At 64.5% G+C, this 21,921-nt stretch carries 18 protein-coding genes; 2 read left to right on the top strand and 16 right to left on the bottom strand.

Going from position 1 to position 21,921, the window contains the following annotated elements:
* Positions 1 to 79: 79 nt before the first annotated feature.
* The 7 genes from J6595_RS15560 to urtA all read right to left on the bottom strand — a co-directional run bounded on the left by J6595_RS15560 (position 80) and on the right by urtA (position 6,599).
* A complete protein-coding gene (locus J6595_RS15560) occupies positions 80 to 415 on the bottom strand; it encodes an FmdB family zinc ribbon protein (protein ID WP_209595501.1) in 336 nt (111 codons plus the stop codon).
* Positions 416 to 419: 4 nt separating this feature from the next.
* Positions 420 to 1,649 carry a formamidase gene (gene fmdA / locus J6595_RS15555; RefSeq protein WP_209595500.1) on the bottom strand — a complete coding sequence of 410 codons (1,230 nt, stop codon included), beginning with the start codon at positions 1,647 to 1,649 and terminating at the stop codon, positions 420 to 422.
* A 95-nt stretch (positions 1,650 to 1,744) separates the two neighbouring features.
* Positions 1,745 to 2,434: an urea ABC transporter ATP-binding subunit UrtE gene (gene urtE / locus J6595_RS15550; protein ID WP_209595499.1), complete on the bottom strand. Its 690-nt coding sequence runs from the start codon at positions 2,432 to 2,434 to the stop codon at positions 1,745 to 1,747.
* Positions 2,435 to 2,445: 11 nt separating this feature from the next.
* Positions 2,446 to 3,192, bottom strand: a complete 747-nt coding sequence (gene urtD, locus J6595_RS15545; RefSeq protein WP_209595498.1) for an urea ABC transporter ATP-binding protein UrtD — start codon at positions 3,190 to 3,192, stop codon at positions 2,446 to 2,448.
* A 10-nt stretch (positions 3,193 to 3,202) separates the two neighbouring features.
* Complete coding sequence (urtC, locus tag J6595_RS15540; protein ID WP_209595497.1) at positions 3,203 to 4,339, bottom strand: urea ABC transporter permease subunit UrtC; 1,137 nt, start codon at positions 4,337 to 4,339, stop codon at positions 3,203 to 3,205.
* Positions 4,340 to 4,349: 10 nt separating this feature from the next.
* Positions 4,350 to 5,276: an urea ABC transporter permease subunit UrtB gene (urtB, locus tag J6595_RS15535; RefSeq protein ID WP_209595496.1), complete on the bottom strand. Its 927-nt coding sequence runs from the start codon at positions 5,274 to 5,276 to the stop codon at positions 4,350 to 4,352.
* 123 nt (positions 5,277 to 5,399) lie between these two features.
* Positions 5,400 to 6,599 (bottom strand): urea ABC transporter substrate-binding protein, encoded by a 1,200-nt coding sequence (gene urtA, locus J6595_RS15530; protein ID WP_425342162.1) that lies wholly within the window; start codon positions 6,597 to 6,599, stop codon positions 5,400 to 5,402.
* A 393-nt stretch (positions 6,600 to 6,992) separates the two neighbouring features.
* Here urtA and J6595_RS15525 point away from each other — a divergent pair, with 393 nt between their 5' ends.
* Complete coding sequence (locus J6595_RS15525; RefSeq protein WP_209595494.1) at positions 6,993 to 10,358, top strand: hybrid sensor histidine kinase/response regulator; 3,366 nt, start codon at positions 6,993 to 6,995, stop codon at positions 10,356 to 10,358.
* Positions 10,348 to 11,232, top strand: a complete 885-nt coding sequence (locus J6595_RS15520; RefSeq protein ID WP_209595493.1) for a response regulator transcription factor — start codon at positions 10,348 to 10,350, stop codon at positions 11,230 to 11,232. The genes J6595_RS15525 and J6595_RS15520 overlap by 11 nt, the downstream gene beginning before the upstream one ends.
* A 184-nt stretch (positions 11,233 to 11,416) precedes the next feature.
* Here the strand turns inward: J6595_RS15520 and J6595_RS15515 are convergent, their stop codons facing one another.
* From J6595_RS15515 to J6595_RS15475, 9 genes are all read right to left on the bottom strand, one after another.
* Positions 11,417 to 12,418, bottom strand: coding sequence for an ABC transporter ATP-binding protein (locus tag J6595_RS15515; RefSeq protein WP_209595492.1), 1,002 nt, complete (start codon positions 12,416 to 12,418; stop codon positions 11,417 to 11,419).
* Entirely contained in the window at positions 12,415 to 13,416 is a 1,002-nt protein-coding gene (locus J6595_RS15510; protein WP_209595491.1) for an ABC transporter ATP-binding protein, read from the bottom strand. The genes J6595_RS15515 and J6595_RS15510 overlap by 4 nt, the downstream gene beginning before the upstream one ends.
* Positions 13,413 to 14,966 carry a gamma-glutamyltransferase family protein gene (locus tag J6595_RS15505; protein WP_209595490.1) on the bottom strand — a complete coding sequence of 518 codons (1,554 nt, stop codon included), beginning with the start codon at positions 14,964 to 14,966 and terminating at the stop codon, positions 13,413 to 13,415. The genes J6595_RS15510 and J6595_RS15505 overlap by 4 nt, the downstream gene beginning before the upstream one ends.
* A complete protein-coding gene (locus J6595_RS15500) occupies positions 14,966 to 15,835 on the bottom strand; it encodes a polysaccharide deacetylase family protein (protein WP_209595489.1) in 870 nt (289 codons plus the stop codon). The genes J6595_RS15505 and J6595_RS15500 overlap by 1 nt, the downstream gene beginning before the upstream one ends.
* Before the next feature lie 20 nt (positions 15,836 to 15,855).
* Positions 15,856 to 16,647, bottom strand: coding sequence for an SDR family NAD(P)-dependent oxidoreductase (locus J6595_RS15495; protein WP_209595488.1), 792 nt, complete (start codon positions 16,645 to 16,647; stop codon positions 15,856 to 15,858).
* 6 nt (positions 16,648 to 16,653) lie between these two features.
* Positions 16,654 to 17,538, bottom strand: a complete 885-nt coding sequence (locus tag J6595_RS15490; protein ID WP_425342161.1) for an ABC transporter permease — start codon at positions 17,536 to 17,538, stop codon at positions 16,654 to 16,656.
* Positions 17,535 to 18,464: an ABC transporter permease gene (locus tag J6595_RS15485; RefSeq protein WP_209595487.1), complete on the bottom strand. Its 930-nt coding sequence runs from the start codon at positions 18,462 to 18,464 to the stop codon at positions 17,535 to 17,537. Before J6595_RS15485 ends, J6595_RS15490 begins: the two co-directional genes overlap by 4 nt.
* A 77-nt stretch (positions 18,465 to 18,541) precedes the next feature.
* A complete protein-coding gene (locus tag J6595_RS15480) occupies positions 18,542 to 20,068 on the bottom strand; it encodes an ABC transporter substrate-binding protein (RefSeq protein WP_245198515.1) in 1,527 nt (508 codons plus the stop codon).
* A complete protein-coding gene (locus tag J6595_RS15475) occupies positions 20,065 to 20,790 on the bottom strand; it encodes a GntR family transcriptional regulator (protein ID WP_209595486.1) in 726 nt (241 codons plus the stop codon). The genes J6595_RS15480 and J6595_RS15475 overlap by 4 nt, the downstream gene beginning before the upstream one ends.
* Between the last annotated feature and the right edge of the window lie 1,131 nt (positions 20,791 to 21,921).

The following is a 21,921-nucleotide window of genomic DNA, read 5'->3' as shown; positions in this document are numbered from 1 at the left end:
GGGCTGAGCACGACGGCCGCCCCACCGGCGGCGGGCGGGCCCCCCCCGGGCGCCCCCCCCGCCAAGCGGGACCCGCCACTCAGTGGCTGATCATCCAGGGACGCTTGCCCGGAAAGGTCTTCGCGGCTTTTTGCGTCGCGGCAGACGCTGCGATCGACGAGGCCTTCGGGCCGCAGCATCCACATCCGGCGCCATGTTTCAGGCCACCGACGCGCGGTGCGTTGGAGCTGCGCTCGTTGGTGGCGAAGGCGTTGCGGCGGCCAGCGTCCATCATCGCGAGACGCGGCGCGGTGAGGATGACCCGGCGGGCACTTGCCCCGCAGTCGGGGCACGCGCACGGGTCCGCCGCCTGCGCCATCGGGCGCAGGCTCGTGAAGGTGCCGCAATCGCTGCAGGCATAGTCGTAAAACGGCATGGCCTCACAGATCCTTCGCGATCGGCATGTCGATGGAGCCGTCGAGGAACTTCGTCGGTCCGTCGCTGCCCGGCATGATGTCGAATTCGAAGACGTCGGTCGGCAGATAGAGGGTCGCGCAGGCGTTCGGCACGTCGACGACGCCGGAAATGTGGCCCTGGACCGGCGCTGTTCCGAGGATCGAATAGGCCTGGGCGCCGGAATAGCCGAACTTCTTCAGATACTCGATGGCGTTGAGGCAGGCCTGCCGGTAGGCGACGTGGACGTCGAGGAAATGCTGCTTGCCGGCCTCGTCGACCGAGATGCCCTCGAAGATGAGGAAGTCGTCGTATTTCGGGGTGATCGGCGAAGGCCGGAAAATCGGGTTCTTGATCCCGTATTTCGCCATGCCGCCCTTGATCAGCGACACCTTGATGTGCAGCCAGCCGGCCATCTCGATGGCGCCGCAGAAGGTGATCTCGCCGTCGCCCTGGGAAAAGTGGAGATCGCCCATGGATAGCCCCGCCCCGTCCACATAGACCGGGAAATAGACCTTGGAGCCGCGCGACAGATCCTTGATGTCGCAATTGCCGCCGTGCTCACGCGGCGGCACGGTGCGCGCGCCTTCGGCCGCGGCCTTCATCTTCGCCTCGCCCTTCAGCTTGCCCATGTGGGCAGACTGGGTGTTGGGCAGGGCCGCCAGCGTCGGCACGCGCTCGGGGTCGGTGTCGAACAGCGCCTTTTCGCGGGCGTTCCAGGCATCGAGCATCTTGCGATCGGGCAGACAGCCGATCAGGCCCGGATGGATCAGCCCGGCATAGCGCACGCCCGGCACGTGGCGGGACTTGGTGAACATGCCCTCGAAGTCCCAGATCGACTTCTGCGCCGAGGGAAAGTGCTGGTCGAGGAAACCGCCGCCATTGGTGAGGGAGAAAAAGCCGTTGAAGCCCCAGAGGCTGTCTTCGAAGGCGCCGATGTCGAGTATGTCGACGACCAGAAGATCGCCGGGCTCGGCCCCCTTCACGCCGATCGGGCCGGAGAGATAGTGGACCTGTTCGAGCTCGACGTCGCGAACGTCGGAGGCGTCGTCGTCGTTCTTGATCTGACCCCCGGTCCAGTCGTGGGTCTCGACCTTGAAGTCGTCGCCGGGATTGACCCAGCAGGCCATGGGGATGTCGGGGTGCCAGCGATTGTGGACCATCTCGTTCTCATGCGGCGACTGCTTGAGGTCGACCTTGATCAGCGTATCGGTCATGCCGTTTCACTCCTTGGCTAGTTTATGGGCGGCTGGGTTTTGAACGGGTTGGCTTCTTGGGCGGGATGTCGTGGCGGCCGGACGGTGGATTGGGGTCAGACCGACAGGAATTTCGCGACCTTGGCCTCGTCGAGATTGGCGATCGGCTCGTCATGGACGAGGTCGCCGTTTTCGAGGACGAGGACGCGGTCGGCGATGTCGAGGGCGAAGGACAGGACCTGTTCGGAGACGACGATGGACAGGCCCTTCTCGTCGCGGATCTTCTTCAGGGTCCGCGCCATGTCGCGGATGATCGAGGGCTGGATGCCCTCGGTCGGCTCGTCGAGCAACAGCACCTTGGGCCGCGAGGCGAGCGCGCGCGCCACCGCCAGCTGCTGCTGCTGGCCGCCGGACAGATTGCCGCCGCGCCGCTTCTTCATGTCGAGAAGCACCGGGAAGAGCTCGTAGATGTCGCTCGGCACGGCGGTTTCGCCGGTGACGGTCAGCCCGGTCTCGATGTTTTCGCGCACCGTCATGGTCGAGAAAATCATCCGGCCCTGCGGCACATAGCCGACGCCGCCCTTCACCCGCTCGTGGCTCTTGGCCGGGGTGAGATCGGCGCCGTCGACGGTGACACGGCCGGATTTCGTTGGAACGAGCCCCATCAGCGACTTCATCAGCGTTGTCTTGCCCATGCCGTTGCGGCCCATGATGGCGACGATCTCGCCGGGGGCGACATTGAAGTTGAGGCCGTGCAGAACCTCGCTCGATCCATAGGCGACGTGCAGGCCGGAAACGTTGAGCATGGCGCTTGTCCTCAATGACCGAGATAGACTTCGACGACTTTCGGATCGGCCTGGACATGCGCCATCGACCCCTCGGAGATCACCCGTCCCTGATGCAGAACGGTGACCTTGTGGGCGATGTCCTCGACGAACTTCATGTCGTGTTCGATGACGATGACCGAGCGTCCCTCGATGATCTTGTGGAGGAGCTCGGCGGTCTTGATGCGCTCCGAACCGCTCATGCCGGCGACCGGCTCGTCGAGCATCAAGAGTTCGGGGTCCTGGATCAAAAGCATGCCGATCTCCAGCCACTGCTTCTGACCATGGCTGAGATATTCGGCGCGATCCTCCAGGTGATCGGTGAGGAAGATCATCTCGGCGATTTCGGCGACCCTCTCCCTGACCTCGGCGTCGCGTTTGAAGACCAGCGCCCCGAAGACGCTGCGCCCGCGCGGAAAGGAGACTTCGAGATTCTCGAAGACCGAGAGGTCCTCGTAGATCGTCGGATTCTGGAACTTGCGGCCGACCCCCGCATGAACGATCTCGTGCTCCTTCATGTCGGTCAGCTCCTTGCCGCGAAACCTGATCGAACCGGAGGTGGCACGGGTCTTGCCGCAGATGAGATCGAGGGCGGTGGTCTTTCCGGCGCCGTTCGGTCCGATGATCACCCGGATCTCGCCGGGGTCGACGTAGAAGGACAGATCGTCCACCGCCTTGAACCCGTCGAAGGAGACGGTCAGGGCTTCGACGGCGAGGAGAAAGTCGGTCGGTTCGCTCATGGTCTGATCCTCACTCGGCGATCGCTGCCGGGGTCTCGGCGGGCGCTGCCTGCCGCTCGCCGGTTCGCTTGGAGAGCCGCTTCACCAGAGGCTGGACATGGCTGTTCCAAATGCCGGCGAGACCGTTGGGAAAGGCCATGACGACGGCGATGAACAGGGCGCCCATGGCAAACAGCCACAGCTCGGGAAAGCTCTCGGAAAAGGTCGTCTTGCCCCAGTTGACGAGCAGCGTTCCGTAGACGGCGCCGATCAGCGAATAGCGGCCGCCGACGGCACAGAAGATCACCATCTCGATCGAGGGAACGATGCCGACGAAGGTCGGCGACATGAAGCCGACCTGCAGGGTGAACATGGCGCCGCCAATGCCGGAGATCGCGGCCGCGAAGCAGAAGACGAAGATCTTGAAGGCGGCGACGTCGTATCCGGAGAAGCGCACCCGGTCTTCCTTGTCCCGCAGCGCCACGAGAATGCGCCCGAGCTTGGAGTGACGGACCAGCAGGGACAAGGCGATGACGGCGAGAAGCAGGACGGCATTGACGAAATACAGGATCGTCTTGGCGCTGTCGGTGCGGATGTCCCAGCCCAGAAGCGAACGCAGGTCGGTGATGCCGTTGACGCCGCCGGTATATCCCTGCTGGCCGATGATCAGGATCGTCAGGATCGCGGCGATCGCCTGGGTGATGATGGCGAAATAGACGCCGCCGACCCGGCGGGTGAACATCGCGAATCCGATCACAAAGGCAAGGATCGCGGGAACGAGGATGACGGCGAGCATCGTGAACGTCAGCGAATGGAAGGGCTCCCAGAACCACGGCAGCTCGGTGATCTGGTTCCAGTCCATGAAGTCCGGAATGCCCGGCGTCGACTGGATGCTCGTGGCTTCGGGAGTTGAGGATTCCAGCTTCAGGAACATCGCCATGCAGTAGCCGCCGAGACCGAAGAAGATGCCCTGGCCGAGCGACAGGATACCCGCCGAGCCCCAGCACAGGACGAGGCCGACCGCGACGAAGGCGTAGGTCAGATACTTGCCGACCATGTTGAGCCGGAAGGCGTCGGTGATCGCGGGAAGAATCAGGAGGATGACCGCGGCGACGACGAGGAAGCCGACGAGTTCGGTCTTCTTCAGGGGATTGAGCATCGATGTCATGGCGGGCTCCTCAGCGTCGGACTTTGAGGGTGAACAGGCCCTGCGGGCGAAGCATCAGGATGGCGACGACCGTCAGCAGCGTCAGCACCTTGGCCATCGATCCGGAGAGGAAGAACTCCATGGTCGACTGGGCCTGCGAGATGGTGAAGGCCGAGGCGACCGTGCCGATCAGGCTGGTCGCGCCGCCGAAGACGACGACGAGGAAGGTGTCGACGATGTAGAGCTGGCCGGAACTCGGCCCGGTCGAGCCGATCATCGTGAAGGCCGAGCCGGCGACCCCGGCGATGCCGCAGCCAAGGCCGAAGGTGAAGCGATCGACCTTTTCGGTGTCGATGCCGACGGCGCCCGCCATCGGCCTGTTCTGGACGACGGCGCGGATCTGGGCGCCGAAGCGCGAACGGAACATGACGAGGGCGACGGCCATCGTGATCGCAAGCGTAATCGCCATCACGATCAGACCGTTGATCGGGATTTCTACCAGATCGGTCAAAGGCAGCGAGCCCATCATCCAGTCAGGCAGCGTGACGCCGACCTCGCGGGCGCCGAAGATTGTGCGGTATGTCTGCTGCAGGATGAGCGACAGGCCCCAGGTGGCCAGAAGCGTGTCGAGCGGGCGTTTGTAGAGAAAGCGGATCAGCGCCATCTCGACCAGCATGCCGAGCGCACCGGAGGCGAAGAAGGCGAGCACCATGGCGATGAAGAAGGAGATCGGCATCAGCGCCGGCGCCGCCGCCTGGAAGAAATTCGACGTCAGATAGGTGACGTAGGCGCCCAGGATCATGAACTCGCCATGGGCCATGTTGATGACGCCCATCTGGCCGAAAATGATGGCAAGCCCGAGGGCCATGAGCACGAAGACCGAAAACAGCACCAGGCCGGCAAAGCCCTGCATGGCAAAGATCGATCCGAGCTCGCTCCAGCTATAGTCCGCGAACATCCAAGGGCTCCGAAAACGAGCGAAGAAACTGCAAGGGGGAATGGCGGGCCGGGCGCGACGCCTGTCGCGCCCTTCAATAGCCCTGAGCCAACGGGCGCGCGTCTGACGCGGCCCCGTCGCTGCTTATTGGTAGCCTTCCGGGAACGGATCGGGCTCCATCAGCTCCGTCGTCTCGTGGACGACTTCGTACTGGCCGTCCGCCTTGGCGTGGCCGACGCGGGTCTTCGACCAGAGATGATGGTTCTCGTGGATCTTGACGTAGCCCTCGGGAGCCGTCGTCAGCTCGATGCCGGGCGAGGCTTCCTTGATCTTGTCGATGTCGAAAGAGCCCGCCTTTTCGACCGCCGCCTTCCACAGCCAGGGGCCGAGATAGGCGGCCTGGGTGACGTCGCCGATGACGATGTCCTGGCCCCACATGTCCTTGAACGCCTTGACGAACTCGGCGTTGTTCTCGTTTTCGAGCGACTGAAAGTATTTCATCGTGGCGTAGGCGCCCTCGATGTTCTCGCCGCCAATGCCGCGGATTTCGTCCTCGGTGACGGAGATCGTCATCAGGAGCGGCTTTTCCTTGGTCATGTCGATGCCGGCGGCCTTCAGCTGCTTGTAGAAGGCGACGTTGGAACCGCCGACGACGATCGCGTAGATGACGTCGGGCTTGCGCAGCTTGATCTTGTTGATCACCGAGTTGAACTGGGTGTGGCCGAGCGGATAATATTCCTCGCCGACCACCTTCAGGCCGAGCTTGTCCTCGATGTGTTTGCGCGCGATCTTGTTGGAGGTGCGCGGCCAGATGTAGTCCGAGCCCAGGAGGTAGAAGGACTTGGCGCCCTTTTCCTTGGCGACCCAGTCGAGACCGGCGATGATCTGCTGCGTGGCTTCCTGGCCGGTATAGATGACGTTCGGGCTCTCCTCGAGACCCTCGTAGAAAGTCGGGTAGTAGAGCATGCCATTATACTGCTCGAAGACCGGCAGCACCGCCTTGCGCGATGCCGAGGTCCAGCAGCCGAACACGGCGGCGACCTTGTCCTCGACGAGCAGCTTCTTGGCCTTCTCGGCGAAGGTCGGCCAGTCGGAGGAGCCGTCCTCCTGGACGACCTCGATCTTGCGGCCGAGAACGCCGCCCATGTCGTTGATCTGCTTGATGGCGAGCTTCTCGGCCTGAACCGACCCCGTCTCCGAGATCGCCATCGTGCCGGTGATCGAGTGCAGGATACCGACCGTCACCGTGTCGTCGGTGACGGCAAGACCGGTCGTGTTGACCTCGCTTGTCGGCGGCGTCTGGGCAAGGCCGACCCGCGGCAATACCGCGACGCTCAGCGCCATGGCGGCCGCACCGATCATCAGTTTGCGTCGCAACATCGAGCGCGGGGCCGCGCCGTTCTTGTCGGTTTTCATGAAACCCCCTGTCGGATTGTTTGCCGGGTGATGGCCGAGCGGCGCCCGGCGATTGACAGGGGCAAGCATGGGGACGGATGCTGCAAAGCAACAATACGTCAAACTGCGTATGTTCGCGGCGCACAATCCGGGCAACACTCGCGCCTTACGCACGGGTGAAACATGCCGGGATCAGCACCCTGCCCTTCACCCGGCGGCAAGTCGACTTCATCGAGCGGTTCAAAGAACAGGACAGGTTAGATCTTTGGCGAGATCTCGGAGCGGAAATCGTCTGGACGGATCGGCGGCCTTCGGTCAACCAAAGCCGCGGGGAATGGCGTCATGACGGCCCCCCAGCGGATCCTGCGCGTGCGGCGCAGCTACAACCAGTGGGTTGCCGACGAAACCCTCGAGGACTACGCCCTTCGCTTCACCGCCAAGCGGGCCCGCCGCTTCACGCCGTTCCAGATTGCCTCGACGGCCATCGGCGGCATCTCTTTTCTCGCACTCGAAGCGATCGGCGGGTCGCTGATCCTCGGGGTCGGCTTCACCAACATGGTGGCGGCGCTGTGCGTCACCGGGCTTCTGATCTTCGGGGCGGCCCTGCCGATCTGCTACAACGCCGCGAAATACGGCGTCGATATCGACCTCCTCGCCCGCGGCGCCGGCTTCGGCTATCTCGGCTCCACCGTCACCTCGCTGATCTACGCCTGCTTCACCTTCATCTTCCTCGCCATCGAGGCGGCGATCATGGCGATGGCGCTGAAGATGCTGTGCGGCTTGCCGCTGTGGATCGGCTACATCGTCTCGGCCGTCGCGATCATCCCGATCGTCACCCTTGGTATCGGGCTGATCAGCCGCTTCCAGATCTGGACGCAACCGCTCTGGCTGGGGCTCAACTTCCTGCCCTTTGTCATCCTTATCTGGCAGGGCGGCCTGCCGATCGAGGAATGGTCGCGCTACACGGGAAGCCGCGGCGTCGGCGAGGGCTTCGACCTGGTACTGTTCGGCGGCGCCTCCGCGATCCTCTTTGCCCTGATGGCGCAGATCGGCGAGCAGGTGGACTATCTGCGGTTTCTGCCGCGCCGCAAGAAAGGCAATCACGCCGGATGGTGGACCGCACTGATCGCCGGCGGGCCGGGCTGGATCGGCATCGGCGCCATCAAGATCCTCGCCGGTTCGCTGCTTGCCGTCTTGCTGATCGGCGAGGGTTATTCCGCCTTCGAGGCGGACCAGCCGACCGTGATGTACATGGCGCTTTACCAGCGACTTTTCGGCAATCCCGAGATCGCGGTGGTGGTCATGGGGCTCTTCGTCGTCGTCGCGCAGACCAAGATCAACGTCACCAATGCCTATGCCGGCTCCATCGCCTGGTCGAATTTCTTCTCGCGCCTGACCCACAGCCATCCCGGCCGCGTCGTCTGGCTGGTCTTCAACGTCGCGATCGCCGTGATGCTGATGGAGATGGGCATCCTCCAAGCGCTGGAGGAGATCCTCGCGCTCTATGCGATCCTCGCGGTTTCCTGGGTCGCGCCGCTCGTCGCCGATCTCGTCGTCAACAAGCCGCTCGGGCTCTCGCCCCGCCACATCGAATTCAAGCGGGCGCATCTCTACGACATCAACCCCGTCGGCTTCGGCGCGATGGGCGCCGGCATTCTCGTCGGCGTCGTCCTGCATACCGGCCTTCTCGGCCCCGTTCCGGCGGCGCTGGCCGTCTATGCCGCGCTTTTCACCGCCTTTGTCGCATCCCCGCTCATTGCCGCCCTCACCGAGGGGCAATTCTACGTCGCCCGACGGTCGCGGCAGGACTGGGCCGGCCTCAAGACCATCGCCTGTTCGATCTGCGAGCACGAATTCGAGCCCGAGGACATGGCGTTCTGCCCGGCCTATTCCGGCCCGATCTGCTCGCTCTGCTGCTCTCTGGATGCCCGCTGCCACGACCTGTGCAAGACCGGCAGCCGGGTGCGCGAACAGATCGTCGGGGGGCTTCGCCACAAGGTCTCGGGCAAGCTTGCCGCCTTCGTGGATTCGCCGCAGGGGCACTATCTCGCCGTCTTCACGATCCTCATCGGCCTCAGCGCCGCGGCCCTTTCGGTCATCCATTTCCAGACGACCCTTACCAACGAGGCCGATCCCGGCACCTCCGTCCTGGTTCTCGTTCAGGTGTTCGTCGTTCTCGTCATCCTGATCGGCATCGCCTCCTGGCTTCTCGTTCTCGCCCATGAGAGCCGCCGGGTCGCACAGGAGGAATCGAGCCGGCAGACCCTCCTCCTGACGAAGGAGATCGAGGCGCACAAGGCGACCGACGCCGAATTGCAGCTCGCCAAGGAGAAGGCCGAGGCGGCGAGCCTTGCCAAGACCCGCTTCGTCGTCGGTATGAGCCATGAGCTCAGAACCCCGCTGAATTCGATTCTCGGTTTCGCCCAGATCCTCGACGAGGACCGGGACGTCGATCAGAAGCGCCGCGAGGGCCTGCGCGTCATCCGCCGCTCCGGCGAGCATCTGGCCGGCCTGATCGACGGGCTTCTCGACATTTCGCGTATCGAGGCGGGAAAGATCGAGATCTATCACGACGTCTTCGCGCTCGAACCGCTGCTCATCCAGATCGTCGAAATGTTCCGGCTGCAGGCCGGCAATGCCGGCCTCGCCTTCGCCTATGAGGTCGACGGGCCGCTGCCGAAACACGTTCGCGGCGATGAAAAGCGCGTGCGGCAGATCCTCATCAATCTCCTGTCCAACGCCATCAAATTCACCCGCGCAGGCAAGATCCTGTTCAAGGTGCGATACCGCAACCAGATCGCCACCTTCACCGTGGGCGACACGGGCCCCGGCATCTCGCCCGCCAATCTGGAGCGGATCTTCGAGCCGTTCGAGCGGCTGGAAGGATCGTGCGGCGCGCCGGGAATGGGGCTCGGTCTCACCATCACCAAGCTGTTCAGCGAAATCCTCGGCGGCGACATCCGGGTGGACAGCGAGCTGGGTCAAGGCAGCCGCTTTCATGTCCGCCTCATGCTCGGCGCTGTCGCCGACGAGAAGGCGGCGCAGGAAACCAGACGTCGCATCTGCGGCTATGAAGGTCGCCGCATGACCATCCTGTCGGCCGATGACGAGCCGGTCCATCGCCAGCTGATCGAAGAGATCCTCGGCCCGCTGGGTTTCACCGTCTTGACTGCCGACGGCGGCGAGACATGCCTGCGGATGGCCGAACTGTGCGAGCCCGACCTTTTCCTGCTCGACATGAACATGCCGGGGATCGATGGCTGGCAGGTGGCGAAAGCCGTCCGCGACAAGGGCGTCGCGGTGCCGATCGTCATGATCTCAGCGGGCGCGCGGCCGCCTTCGATGGCTCGGCATCTCTACGACGAGTGGGTGGCCAAGCCCTTGTCGATCGCGACGCTCGTCGACGTGATCGGCCGCGCGCTCGATCTATCCTGGGAGTTCGAGGGCAAGACGAAAATTCCGGACCACGACCTTTCGGACCTTCGGCATGAGGGTGCGATGGCGGCCGATCTGTCGGCGGGCGAACGCGCAGAACTCACAGGGATGCTGGAAATTGGCTATGTCAGGGGGATTGATGCAAAGCTCGATGAAATCGCGGCCAACCGACCGGGAACACAGGCTGTCGTCTCGCGCCTTCGCCAGCATCTGCGGCGGTTCGACTACGAAGCCTGTCTCCTTGACCTCACCGGACCGCGCGATGGCGACTGACCGCTCAGACGGCCATCTCGTCGTACTTGCGGTCGAAGACGCGCCGGAAGCGGCCGCATTTCTGGTCGCCGCGCTGGAGCGCGAGGGCATGACCGTTCTCGTCGCCCCGAACGGCGCCAAGGCCATCGCGATCGCCAAACGCGTCACCCCGGACGTGATCCTCATGGACGCCATGATGCCGGGCATGGACGGTTTCGAGACGACGCAACTGATCAAGGGAAACAGCCTTCTGGCGGATATTCCGGTGATCTTCATGACCGGGCTCAGCGAGACCGAACACATCGTGCGGGCCTTCGCCGCCGGCGGTGTCGACTACGTGACCAAGCCGATCAAGCCGCAAGAGCTCATCGCAAGGATCGGCGTTCACAATCAGAACGCCAAGATCAGCCGGGGCGCCAAACAGGCGCTGGATACGACCGGCCGCTTCCTCTTCGCGGTCGACGCGGCCGGAGAACTCCTCTGGGCGACGCCCCAGGCGCGCCAACTCCTCGCGCTCGACGATCCGGAGGGCCCGGCGATCCTTTCGGTTCCGCCGGCCATGCTTCGCGGCGGAGGCGCCAGAACGTTGCGGGCCGACCTGACGGTCGCCGTCGTCGGGCAGTCGGGACCGGACGAGTATCTGTTGCGCGTAACGAGGGAGAGCATGGAGGAGGACATCGCCAACCTTCAGCGCAACCTGCGCCTGACGGCCCGCGAGGCCGAGGTCGTCCTGTGGCTCGCGCGCGGCAAGGCCAATCGTGACATCGCCGAGATCCTCGCGCTCAGTCCGCGCACCGTGAACAAGCATCTGGAGGTGGTTTTCCGCAAGCTCGGCGTCGAAAACCGCTCCGCCGCGACGGCGGTCGCCGTTCGCCATCTTTCGGGCGATGCATGAGCGCCGGCTTTCCTGGCTGGCTCTCTGAGCCGCCTGTCGATCGTGCTATCGGAGCGGAGTGGCCCGTAAGCGGCCCGCTGGTGAAGCTTTGGCGGTCTGATGCCGATCGCTCGGACCGGCGGCCGCTGCAGGCTCCCGTCTGCGACGCGGAGCGCATCCTTCGCGGGGAATAGCCCCCGCCCCCTCACCTCGCAGCGTTCAACGACGCATCCGGCACCTTGACGAGACAGGCGGCCCGGCTGCCATGGCCGGTGTCGGCAAGGCCCGGGCGCACGCTCGCGCATTTCTCGATGCGGATCGGGCAGCGTGTGACGAAGGGACAACCCGCGGGCGGATTGGCGGGGCTCGGCAGATCGCCCTCGAGGATCAGCGCGGCCTTGGCCCGCTGCGCTTCGGGATCTGGAAGCGGAATCGCGCTGAGAAGGGCCTCGGTATAGGGGTGGGTCGGATGATCGAAGACGGCATCGGTCGGCCCCGTCTCGGCGATGGTGCCGAGATACATGACCACCACCTTGTCGGCGATGTGCCTGACGACCGACAGGTCATGGGCGATGAAGAGATAGGACAGGCCGAGCTCTTCCTGCAGCCGTATCAACAGGTTGATGATCTGCGAGCGGATCGAGACGTCAAGGGCGGAGACCGGCTCGTCACAGACGATCAGCTTGGGCGACAGCGCCAGGGCGCGCGCGATGACCACCCGCTGGCGCTGGCCGCCCGACATCTCGTTCGGATGGCGGCTCTTCTGGGCCTTCGTCAGACCGACGAGATCGAGAAGCTCGTCGACGCGGGTCTGCTTGGCCGTCTCGTCCCACCCGGCGATGGTGAGCGGCTCGGCGATCAGGCGGCCGACGCTGAGCTTGGGATTGAGGGCCGAGACCGGGTCCTGAAACACCACCTGCATGTTGGATCGGATGCCTCGACGCTCCGCAGGCGATCGGGTGAGAATATCGGTGCCTTCGAACAGGATCCGCCCGGAGGTCGCAGGAGCAAGGCCGAGAATGGCGTTGCCGGCGGTCGACTTGCCGCAGCCGGATTCACCGACGAGGGCGACGGTCTCGCCGGCCTCGATGGTCAGGTCGATGCCGTCCACCGCCTTGACCGCCCCCACCTGCCCACCGAGCCAACCGCCGCGGATCGGAAAGTGGACGCGCAGATCCTCGACCTTCAGGAGCGGCGCATCGCTCATGCCATCTCTCCCATGGCGTCCATCTCGGACAGCCTGTCAATGTGCCAGCAGGCGGCCCTGTGGGTATCGTCGCCCGAAACGGAGAAATCGGGCGGCATCTTTTCGCATGCGTCGTCGGCCAGCGGGCACCTCGTGCGGAAACGGCAGCCGACTGGCCAATCGGAGACGTCCGGCACGCTGCCCTCGATGGCGTTCAGCCGGGTCTTGCGGGTCCCGGAAAGCTTCGGGATCGTCGCCAGAAGAAGGCGCGTATAGGGATGGCTCGGCTGCGCAAAGATCGAAGCCACGTCGCCGCTTTCCACAATGCGCCCGGCATACATGACGCAGACCCGGTCGGCGATGTCGGCAACGACGCCCATGTCGTGGGTGATCAGGAGGATCGCCGTTCTGATCTCGCGGCGAAGCTCCTTCATCAAGGCCAGGATCTGCGCCTGGATGGTGACGTCGAGGGCTGTCGTCGGCTCGTCGGCGATGAGGAGGCGCGGCCGGGCGATCAGCGCGCAGGCGATCATCACCCGCTGGCACATGCCGCCGGAAAGCTCGGCCGGATACTGCCGGGCTCTCGCCGCCGGGTCGGGAATGCCGACCTTTTCCAGCATGTCGATCGCGCGGCTTTCAGCCTCGCTCTTCGAGGCCACGCCGTGGACGACGAGAGACTCGGCCACCTGCTCGCCGACGCGCATCAGCGGGTCGAGCGAGGCGACCGGCTCCTGGAAAATCATCGACAGCGTCTTGCCGCGAATGCCCCGCAGCTGTTTTTCGGAAAAGCGCAGGAGATCGTCGCCATCGAGGCGAACACTGCCGCCGCCGATCCTCGCCGCGGCCGGGTGGAGGCCCATGATCGACAGCGCCGTCAGGCTCTTGCCGCAGCCGCTCTCGCCGACCAGCGCCACCACCTCGCCAGAGTTCACGGCGAGCGAGACGCCATCGACGACGGCATTGACGCCGATGCGGGTCGTCAGGCCTTCGACGGCGAGGATCTGCGAGCTTTCCGTCACGGGGCGGCTTCCTCTTGCGCCACTGCCGCGGCCCAGGGGCTGGTCGGATGGGCCATGGCGCTGTTGGTGTCGTTCGTCCAGTTGCGGGCGACCGCCGAGGGAATGGCGAAGTTCACCGGATAGAGCGTGTCGTCGACGATCTCGACCGCATACCCCTTGGCGACCTCGGCCGCGACATCCGCCGCCGCGGCCCGGTTCACCCGGATCGTCGGCGTGCTGGCGTCGAGGCGGGGATGATGGAACGCGTTCTCAAGGCTCATCCCGAAATCAAGTCCATAGGACAGAAGCTGCACGAGGGTCGGGAAGATCTGCCGTCCGCCGGCGGCCCCGATGGCAAGCTGCGGGCGGCCATCGCGGGTGACGACGACCGGCGCCATGTTGGCGAGCGGTGTCGCGCCGGGCGCGATGGCGTTCGGCACGCCGGGACGCGGGTCGAACCACATCATGCCGTTGTTCATCAGGAAGCCGGTCTGCGGCAGCGCCACCTTGGAGCCGAAGCGCGACAGCAGCGTGTTGGTCAGGGAGACCATGCGTCCGTGACGATCGACGACGCTGATATGGGTGGTGCAGTCGCCGGTCTTGCCGGCATGGCCCATGGTTGTCAGCCGGTTCCGATAGGTATCGCGGATCGCGGTCGCATAGGCCAGCGCCGCCCGGCCGCCGGGCTTGCCCGATGGATCGAGGATTTCGCGCAAGACACCGAGCGCCGCAACAAGGCTCGGCCCGCCGGACAGGCCTGCCATGGTGTTGACGATAGAGCCGCGATAGTCGATCCGCGCCGGCTCGCCCCAGCGGCAACGATAGGCGGCCAGATCGTCGGCGGCGATCTTCGAGCCGCCGGCCTCAAGGTCGTTAACGAGCAGCCTTGCGGTCTCGCCCTCGTAGAAATCCCGCGGGCCAGCCTCGGCAAGCCGCCGCAGCACCCTTGCTTTCGCCGCCATCGGCCGATAGCGCGCGCCACCGAGAGCCGGAGTTTTCGGCGCCCGGCCCTTGTCGAGGAAGAGTTCGGACGAGGTCGGAAAGGCAGCGAGATTGGCGGCATCGATGGCGAGGCACAGTTCGGAGAACCAGTCGACCTCCATACCGCGCTCGGCGAACGCGATGGCGGGCCGAAGCGCCTCGGCCCAGCTGATCGTGCCGCGCTCGGCGAGCGCGGTCGCGAGCCCGTCGATCGTGCCTGGCACGCAGATCGAGGCATAGCCGATGATGTTGCGATCCTCAGCCACCGCCGGCCACTGGAACCAGTCGCCGCCGCTGCCGCCGACCAGCGGATAGTCTTCCGGGTCGAGATGGCGGGAGGCGCGCACGTTGAAGTCCAGCGTCTCGACGCGGCCGTCCGGTTCCGCGTGGACGAGAAATCCCCCGCCGCCAATGCCCGAGAGCCAGGGCTCGACCGTCGACAATACGAGCGCTGTGACGACTGCGGCGTCGACGGCGTTGCCGCCATCGGCCAGGATGCGGGCACCGGCCTCGGCGGCCTCGCGGTTCTGTGCCGAGACGATACCGCCGGCGGAGGTGACGGCTGGCTTGTGAATGGTCCAGGTCTCCATCAGATCGGGCTTTTCGTTCTGGCTGAAATCGCTGCCGGATGGGCGGCCTCAACGACGAAGTCGCCGGCATGGGCGCGTTCATGGTGGGCGGCGATCTCGCAAGCTTTCGCAAACCACGGGTCGCCTTCGGCGCGGACGCGCTCCAAGAGACGTTCGAGCATGGCAATGCGCTGGGCGCGGCCGGAGATCCAGTCGTGGATCGTCAGCATGAACATCTGGCCTTCGCGGTCGAGCACCCGCCATTCGTCATACCAGCCTTCGCCCACGGGACCGGGCGGCGACGGCGCCCAGCCATCCTGACCGCCGCCATAGAACTTGAAATAGATCGCGTCGTCGGTGGTCCACTGCACCGGCAGCTCGGTGACGCCGTCGATCGTGTAGGGATGGTCGAAGCCCATCAGCGACGAATCGTAGAAGCCATGGCGCTTCACCTCGGCCAGCATGTGCCGGGTCATCTCCCAGGCCGGCGAGCGAAAGCCCATGGGGCGTTGCCCGGTCTGGGCGACGAACAGCGCGATCGAGCGCTCCAGCGCTTCGGTGAATTCGCCGTCGCTGACATCGGCGACGAGCTCGTGGAAATAGCCGTGCAGCGCAACCTCGTGGCCGGCTTCGACGAGCCCCGGCAGAACGTCCGGATGATCGTCGGCAATGACGGCGGGCACGAAGAAGGTCGCCGGGATCTCGAAGCGTTTCAGGAGCGCGAGGATACGGTCCATCCCCTGACGCAGGCCGAACCGTCGGAGCTCGATCTGGCCGAGGCTCTTCGGCGTGTCGTTGCGGGTTGCCCAGAGCCACGGCGCGTGAGCGTCGAGATCGATGGTGAAGCAGAAGGCGCTCTTCTTGCCATCCGGCCAGCTGTAGTCGGTCATTGCCCTTGCCTCCGCCGCCGTCAAAGCGCCTGCTTCTTGTCCTGATAGACGTCCATCGAGCCGATGGAATTGCCGCCGTCGACAGAGAGCGTCGCGCCGGTGACGTAGGCGGCGGCCTCGCTGGAAAGGTAGAGCGCAGCCTTGCCGATATCGTCCATGCTGCTCGGGCGGCCAAGGGGGATAGCGGAAAGCACCCGCTGGACATGGGCGTCGGCCAGCTTGCTCGTCGTCGAGCCGGCGGAAAAGCCCGGTTCGAGCGCGTTGACGCGGATGCCGTATTCGGCAAGCTCGATGCCGAAGCCCTTGGTCAGCCGGTCGAGCGCGGTCTTGGAAGTGCTGTAGGCGCAGGCGGTGCGCCGCATCTTGCGCGAGGCGCCCGAGGAGATGTTGAGCACCGAACCCTTCACGCCCTTCTCCATCATCTGGACCGCGAAACCCTTGGACAGCAGGAAGACCGCGCGCAGATTAATGTCGAAGACGGCGTCCCAGTCCTCGACGCTCATGTCGAGCAGGAAGCTGCTCGGATAGATGCCGGCATTGTTGACGACGATGTCCGGCGCCTGCCAGCGCTCGCCCACGGCCGCGACGAGCGAGGCGATCGACGTCGCATCCTTCAGATCCGCTGCCATGGCGAAGCTGCCATCGGCGGGCCGAAGCTCGGCGAGAAGCTTGTCGAGCCCGTTCTGATCGCGATCGGTGAGGCAGAGTTTTGCGCCCTGGGCGGCGAAGGTCTCGGCGAGACCCTTGCCGTAGATGCCGGTGGCGCCGGTGATGACGACACCCTTGCCGGCGAATTCGCGGTCGAATTGCATCGAGACTTACCTGGATTTCGGATCGAGGCGATCGCGCAGATGATCGCCGATCAGATTGACGGAGAGGATGAGAAGAAACAGGCAGGCGCCCGGAAAGGCGGCGATCCACCAGGCCGTCGCCACATAGGCGCGGCCGGTCGAGAGCATCGCGCCCCAGGAGGGCGTCGGCGGCTGCACGCCGAGGCCGAGGAAGGACAGCCCCGCCTCGAACAGCACCATGAGACCGAATTCCAGCGTCGCGACAACGATGATCGCGCCGATGATGTTCGGCAGAATGTGGATGAGCAGGATGCGCGGCGTCTTCGCCCCCATGAAGCGGGCGAGCCGGACATAGGGCATGTTGGCGACCGACAGCGTCTGGCCATAGGCGACGCGGGCGTAGCGGGGCCAGCGTGTCAGCGCGAGGACGAGGACGACATTGGCAAAACCGGGACCGAGAACGGCGACCATGATGATCGCCAGAAGCACCGCTGGAACCGAAAGAACGATGTCGGCAAGGCGCATGATGACGGTCTCGGTCCAGCCACGGGCGAGACCCGCCGCCATGCCGAGAATGGTGCCGGCGGTGCCCGACAGGACGACGGAGAGAATGGCGACCGACAGCGAGATGCGCGCGCCGTAGATCAGCCGCGAGAGAAGATCGCGGCCGAGATTGTCTGTGCCGAGCAGATAGAAGATCCCGCGTGCAGTCGTTCCCGGCGGCTTCAGGCGCCCGAGCAGGTTCTGCGAATTGGGGTCTAGCGGCGCCACGAGAGGCGCCAGAAGCGCCAACAGGACGAAGGCCGCGAAGATCAGGACGAAGGGCATGACCGCCCGCATGCCGCGGATCTCGCGGCGCAGGCCGGCAAATCGTCGCGCCGGTGCAGGGCTTTTATCGATCGTCGCGCTCATCCCGGTGTTCCCGTCAGACGGATGCGCGGATCGACCACCGTGTAAAGGAGATCGGCGAGGAAGTTCAAAGTGATGGTGACGAATGCGCCGAGCAGGACGATGGTCTGGACGACCATGAAGTCGCGGCCGGTGATCGACTGGATGGTCAAAAGCCCGAGACCCGGCCAGGCAAAGACGGTCTCGACGATCACCGCCCCGGCGAGAAGCTGCGAGATTTCCATGGCCGAGATCGAGATCACCGGGATCGAGGCGTTGCGCAGGAGATGGCGGCGGACCAGCCGCCCGGTGGAGACACCCCTCGCCCGCGCCGAGCGGATGTAGTCCTTGGAGAGTTCGTCGAGAACCGCGGTGCGGGCGACACGGGCAAAGGTCGCCATCGACAGAAGACCGAGGGCAACGGAGGGCATGATGAGGTTCTTCCAGCCGCCGGCCCCGGACGGCGGCAGCCAGCCGAGCCAGACGCCGAAGACCATCATCATCAGGATACCGCTCCAGAAAGTCGGCATGCTCTGGGCTGCGAGGACGAAGCCCATCAGCCCGCGCGCCTGAGACCGGCCCCGCCACATCGCCGTCGCGATGCCGAGCGGCACGCCGATCAGCGCGGCGACGGCGAGCGCCCCCGCCGTCAGCTCCAGCGTATAGGGCAGACGTGCCGCGATGATCGTCATCACCGGAACGTTCTGGACGTAGGATCGGCCGAAATCGAGATGCAGAATGCCCCACAGGAACGACAGATACTGGACGATCAGCGGCCGATCGAGCCCGAGCGAGACGCGCATCGCCTCGATGTCGGCCTTCGTCGCCGTTTCGGGCACGAGGAGATAGGTCGGATCGCCGGTCAGCCGCTGAACGAAGAAGATCAGCGTCATCACACCGAAGATCGCGACCACTGCCTGCAGAAACCGCCGCAGGAGATAGGCTGCCATTGGTCCAGCTCCCGCCGTGCCTTGCCTTGGGGTGGATCAGCGGGCGGGAACGTCGTCGTTTCCGCCCGCCGCGGCGATTATTCGCCCTGCCAGCTCATCCGGTTGAGGAAAAGGCTTTCATTGGCGGTCGGCTGCCAGTCGAGCTTCTTCGATGCGCCATAGATGATCGCCACCTGATAGAGTGGCAGGAGCGACACGTCGTCCTTGACCAGTTCGCTGGCCTTTTCGTAGTCCGCGCGGCGCTTGTCCTCGTCGAGGGTGCTGCGAGCCTCGTTGAGGAGCTTGTCCATCTCGGGATTGCTATAGCGCGACCAGGCGCTGTCCGATTCCAGCAGCGGATACATGATGCCGTCGGCGTCCTGGCAAGAGCAGGACCAGCGGCCGAAGGAGAGCATCGGCTGGCTGTCGCGCGGTCCCTGGGCGGCCTTCAGATAGGTCGCCATGTCGGTCATGTTGATCTCGACCTTGAGGCCGATCTCGGTGAGCATCTGCTGCAGCGCCTGGACGATCCGCTGGTCGAAGACGGGGGCGGTCGCGAATTGCAGCTCGGCCTTCGCCCCGTCGCCGACTTCGGCGATCAGCGCCTTGGCCTTTTCCGGGTCGTAGGGATAGGGCTCGATCGAATCCGACCAGCCGAAGGCGGCGGGAGAGACGATCTGCCCCACGACCTTGCCCTCGCCGCCGAGAATGCCCTCGACGATGCCCTCGCGGTCGATGCCGTAAGCGATCGCCTGACGCAGCCGCTTGTCGTCGAGCGGCGGCTTGCCGGTGTTGATGCCGAGATAGGCGATGCGCTCGGTGAGAGCGGTGAGAGCCTGGGCGTTGGGGGCCGTCTGAAGCTGCGCCGCCTGATCGGAATCGAGGCTGACGACGAGATCGGCGGTGCCGGCCTGCAGATCGGCGACACGGGTCGAAGCGTCCGGCACGGCACGGAACGTCACCGTCTCGAACGGGCCCTTGTCGCCCCAGTAGTCGTCGTTGCGCTTCAGCGTCACCGAGACGCCGCGCTGCCAGGCCTCGAAGCTGTAGGGTCCGCTGCCGACGGGCTTCAGGTTGAAGGCGTCGTCGCCGACCTTTTCGACGACATGCTCCGGCACGATCGAGAGCTTGGTCAGCTGAGCGAGCAGCACCGGATAGGGCCCGTCGGTGGTGACGGTCACGGTCTTGTCGTCGGAAGCTTCCGCCTTGGTGATCTTGTTGAACTGTCCGAGCTGCGGGCTGGCGAAGGCCGGATCGATGATCCGCTGGATCGAAAAGGCGACGTCCTTGGCCGTGAGCGGCGTGCCGTCCTGGAACTTGATGTCGCCGCGAATGGTGAACTGCATCTCGGTCGGCGAGACCTGCTTCCACGCGCTCGCCACCTGCGGCACGATCTCGCCGGCGTCGTTGCGGGTGACGAGATTGTCGAAGATGTTGCGATAGACGTAGTAGCTGTCGGGGTTCCACTGCTTCTGCGGGTCGAGCGAGGACGGCTCGTTGACGAGATCGACCGTGAAGGTCTCCTTGGCCATCGCCGCGGTCGCCGCGCTGCCGAGAAGGGCAGCGGCGAGAAAGCCCGACAGGACAGACCTGACGGTCAAGCGGGCGCGTTTGCTTGTCATCATTCGATTTCCCCATTCTGGTCGATCAAAGGCTTGGTGCCTGTCGCCGAGGATCGGCGCTTGTACATGGTCTCGGATCGTTTGCGGCGGCGCTCGTCGTCTGCCGCAAGCGAGATGGGCAGCGACAGGAGCGCGTCTGTCGCGAAGGTCTCAAAATGCGCGATCGAAGCGTCGATCTCGCGAGCCGCCGCCACCGCATCGCCGCGCTGCAACGCCTCGACCAGCGCGGCGCGGCTGAAGACCGTGAAACGCGAGGCGCTCGTCCTTTCGAGGAAGGCGACGACGCGGGCCGACCAGTCCCAGGCCTCGTCCATCCAGCGATGAGCCCAGACATTTCCCCCCGCCGCCAGCGCTCCGAGCAACTCGCGGTCATAGCGCCGGGCGGTCAGGATCGCCGCTGGATCGCTCTGGCCGCGAAGGGTCTCGATGACGGAAGCCAGATGGGCAAGTCGGAGTGTCTCCGCCGCTGAACGTCCGCCTTCCAGCATCGCCGGCTCAAGTCGGCGGCGGGCGGCGCAGAGATCGCGGATCTGCCGCGGCGTGATCGGCGAGATGCGCCAGCCTCTGCGCGCCAGGCCCTCGACGAGCCGCTTGGCGGAAAGCTGAGCCAGCGCATTGCGGATGCCGGCCCGGCCGAGCTGGAAGCGCTCGCACAGCTCCTGCTCGCTGACCGTCTGGCCCGGCATGAGCTGGCAGGACAGAATGGCGTCACGCAGCCGGTCCACGGCAAAATCCGCCTTGGGCTGCACTGTCGGCAAGCCCGCCGCGGGAACGGACGACTGCAGAAATGGCGACGAACGATCGAACATGACAGGACGTTAACACCTGATCTGACATCTCAGCAACACCGTTCTGAGATCTCAGTCGTGCAAAGTCGTCGATTTTCGGATGCTGCCACCGCCCGGTGATCCCTCACCGCGCTTTCGGGGCGAGGCCCAGGGGGGCGTGGACCATCGAGAACCGTTGCGCTAAAAACGATGGGTCTTCAATAAGGTTACGGCAGTGAGAGAAGAACTTCATAATACAATCCGTAGGATTAAATCCCGTGCTGATTTTGGTACCTCCTTGATTTGCTCTTGGAAGACCAATCTAATCGTGATTCTATCTAGAATATTAACACATTCGGTGATTTTCTCTGCGCCATGGGTACTTGGCTTGCAGATGTTTGTGAATTTCTAGTGTCTCCGGGGAGCGATGTAAATAACCAAAAAGACTGGAGATTTTTAGAATATTCATTGATGGTGGATGCGTTTTATAAATAAAGGAATGTCATTTGACACGGCGCACAGCATTTATAAGGATTATTTCTGATCTAAATGTTTTTTATATGCCTCCACTGATTGGCGCAACAAGCATTCGAGTCCGGCGCTCGCTCGGCAAGATTGACGTTCTTTTGTCGGAATTTTGGAATGGTTCGGCCAGGGAAGGCAGATCGCCCGGGGACCGAAGGGCGAAAAGGTCCATCTTACCTATGACGCCTGCGGCCGGCTGATCCATCCCCGGTTCGAGCGGGACGGGTTTCGGCCCCGGCGCTGGCGTTATTCGTGGGATGCCCACGACCGGCTGGTCTCGGTGGAGACGCCGGACGACGAGGCCTGGCTGTTCCGCTACGACCCCTTCGGCCGCCGCGTCGCCAAGGTCCGCCGTCCCGCTGTAGCCGTTGGCTGTAGCAGGAGCCGATCTGGCCAGTTTCGCGCTTGGAAAAGTAGGCCTGACCAGAAGGTTGCAGTGTCCGACCCGAGACATAGGTGACGTTTCGTACCGGAGACATGGGTAACACTTTTCGCTTTGCGGGAGGTGTTGATGCCGTGGATGGAAAGGTCCGTTATGGACGAACGTCTGCGCTTCGTGGCCCG

Source organism: Jiella mangrovi (genome assembly GCF_017815135.1).
GTDB lineage: Bacteria > Pseudomonadota > Alphaproteobacteria > Rhizobiales > Rhizobiaceae > Jiella > Jiella mangrovi.
The sequence above is the reverse complement of the archived record's forward strand: the minus strand, read 5'-3'. Positions and strand labels throughout refer to the sequence as shown.

Bases quoted from the DNA above. Each gene is read 5' to 3' on its own strand.
- J6595_RS15480 (WP_245198515.1), bottom strand. From the start codon at position 20,068: ATGATGACAAGCAAACGCGCCCGCTTGACCGTCAGGTCTGTCCTGTCG.
- J6595_RS15490 (WP_425342161.1), bottom strand. From the start codon at position 17,538: ATGAGCGCGACGATCGATAAAAGCCCTGCACCGGCGCGACGATTTGCC.
- J6595_RS15515 (WP_209595492.1), bottom strand. From the start codon at position 12,418: ATGAGCGATGCGCCGCTCCTGAAGGTCGAGGATCTGCGCGTCCACTTT.
- J6595_RS15520 (WP_209595493.1), top strand. From the start codon at position 10,348: ATGGCGACTGACCGCTCAGACGGCCATCTCGTCGTACTTGCGGTCGAA.
- fmdA (WP_209595500.1), bottom strand. From the start codon at position 1,649: ATGACCGATACGCTGATCAAGGTCGACCTCAAGCAGTCGCCGCATGAG.
- J6595_RS15505 (WP_209595490.1), bottom strand. From the start codon at position 14,966: ATGGAGACCTGGACCATTCACAAGCCAGCCGTCACCTCCGCCGGCGGT.
- urtD (WP_209595498.1), bottom strand. From the start codon at position 3,192: ATGAGCGAACCGACCGACTTTCTCCTCGCCGTCGAAGCCCTGACCGTC.
- J6595_RS15500 (WP_209595489.1), bottom strand. From the start codon at position 15,835: ATGACCGACTACAGCTGGCCGGATGGCAAGAAGAGCGCCTTCTGCTTC.
- urtA (WP_425342162.1), bottom strand. From the start codon at position 6,599: ATGGCGCTGAGCGTCGCGGTATTGCCGCGGGTCGGCCTTGCCCAGACG.
- J6595_RS15485 (WP_209595487.1), bottom strand. From the start codon at position 18,464: ATGGCAGCCTATCTCCTGCGGCGGTTTCTGCAGGCAGTGGTCGCGATC.
- urtE (WP_209595499.1), bottom strand. From the start codon at position 2,434: ATGCTCAACGTTTCCGGCCTGCACGTCGCCTATGGATCGAGCGAGGTT.
- J6595_RS15525 (WP_209595494.1), top strand. From the start codon at position 6,993: ATGACGGCCCCCCAGCGGATCCTGCGCGTGCGGCGCAGCTACAACCAG.
- urtB (WP_209595496.1), bottom strand. From the start codon at position 5,276: ATGTTCGCGGACTATAGCTGGAGCGAGCTCGGATCGATCTTTGCCATG.
- J6595_RS15560 (WP_209595501.1), bottom strand. From the start codon at position 415: ATGCCGTTTTACGACTATGCCTGCAGCGATTGCGGCACCTTCACGAGC.
- J6595_RS15495 (WP_209595488.1), bottom strand. From the start codon at position 16,647: ATGCAATTCGACCGCGAATTCGCCGGCAAGGGTGTCGTCATCACCGGC.
- urtC (WP_209595497.1), bottom strand. From the start codon at position 4,339: ATGACATCGATGCTCAATCCCCTGAAGAAGACCGAACTCGTCGGCTTC.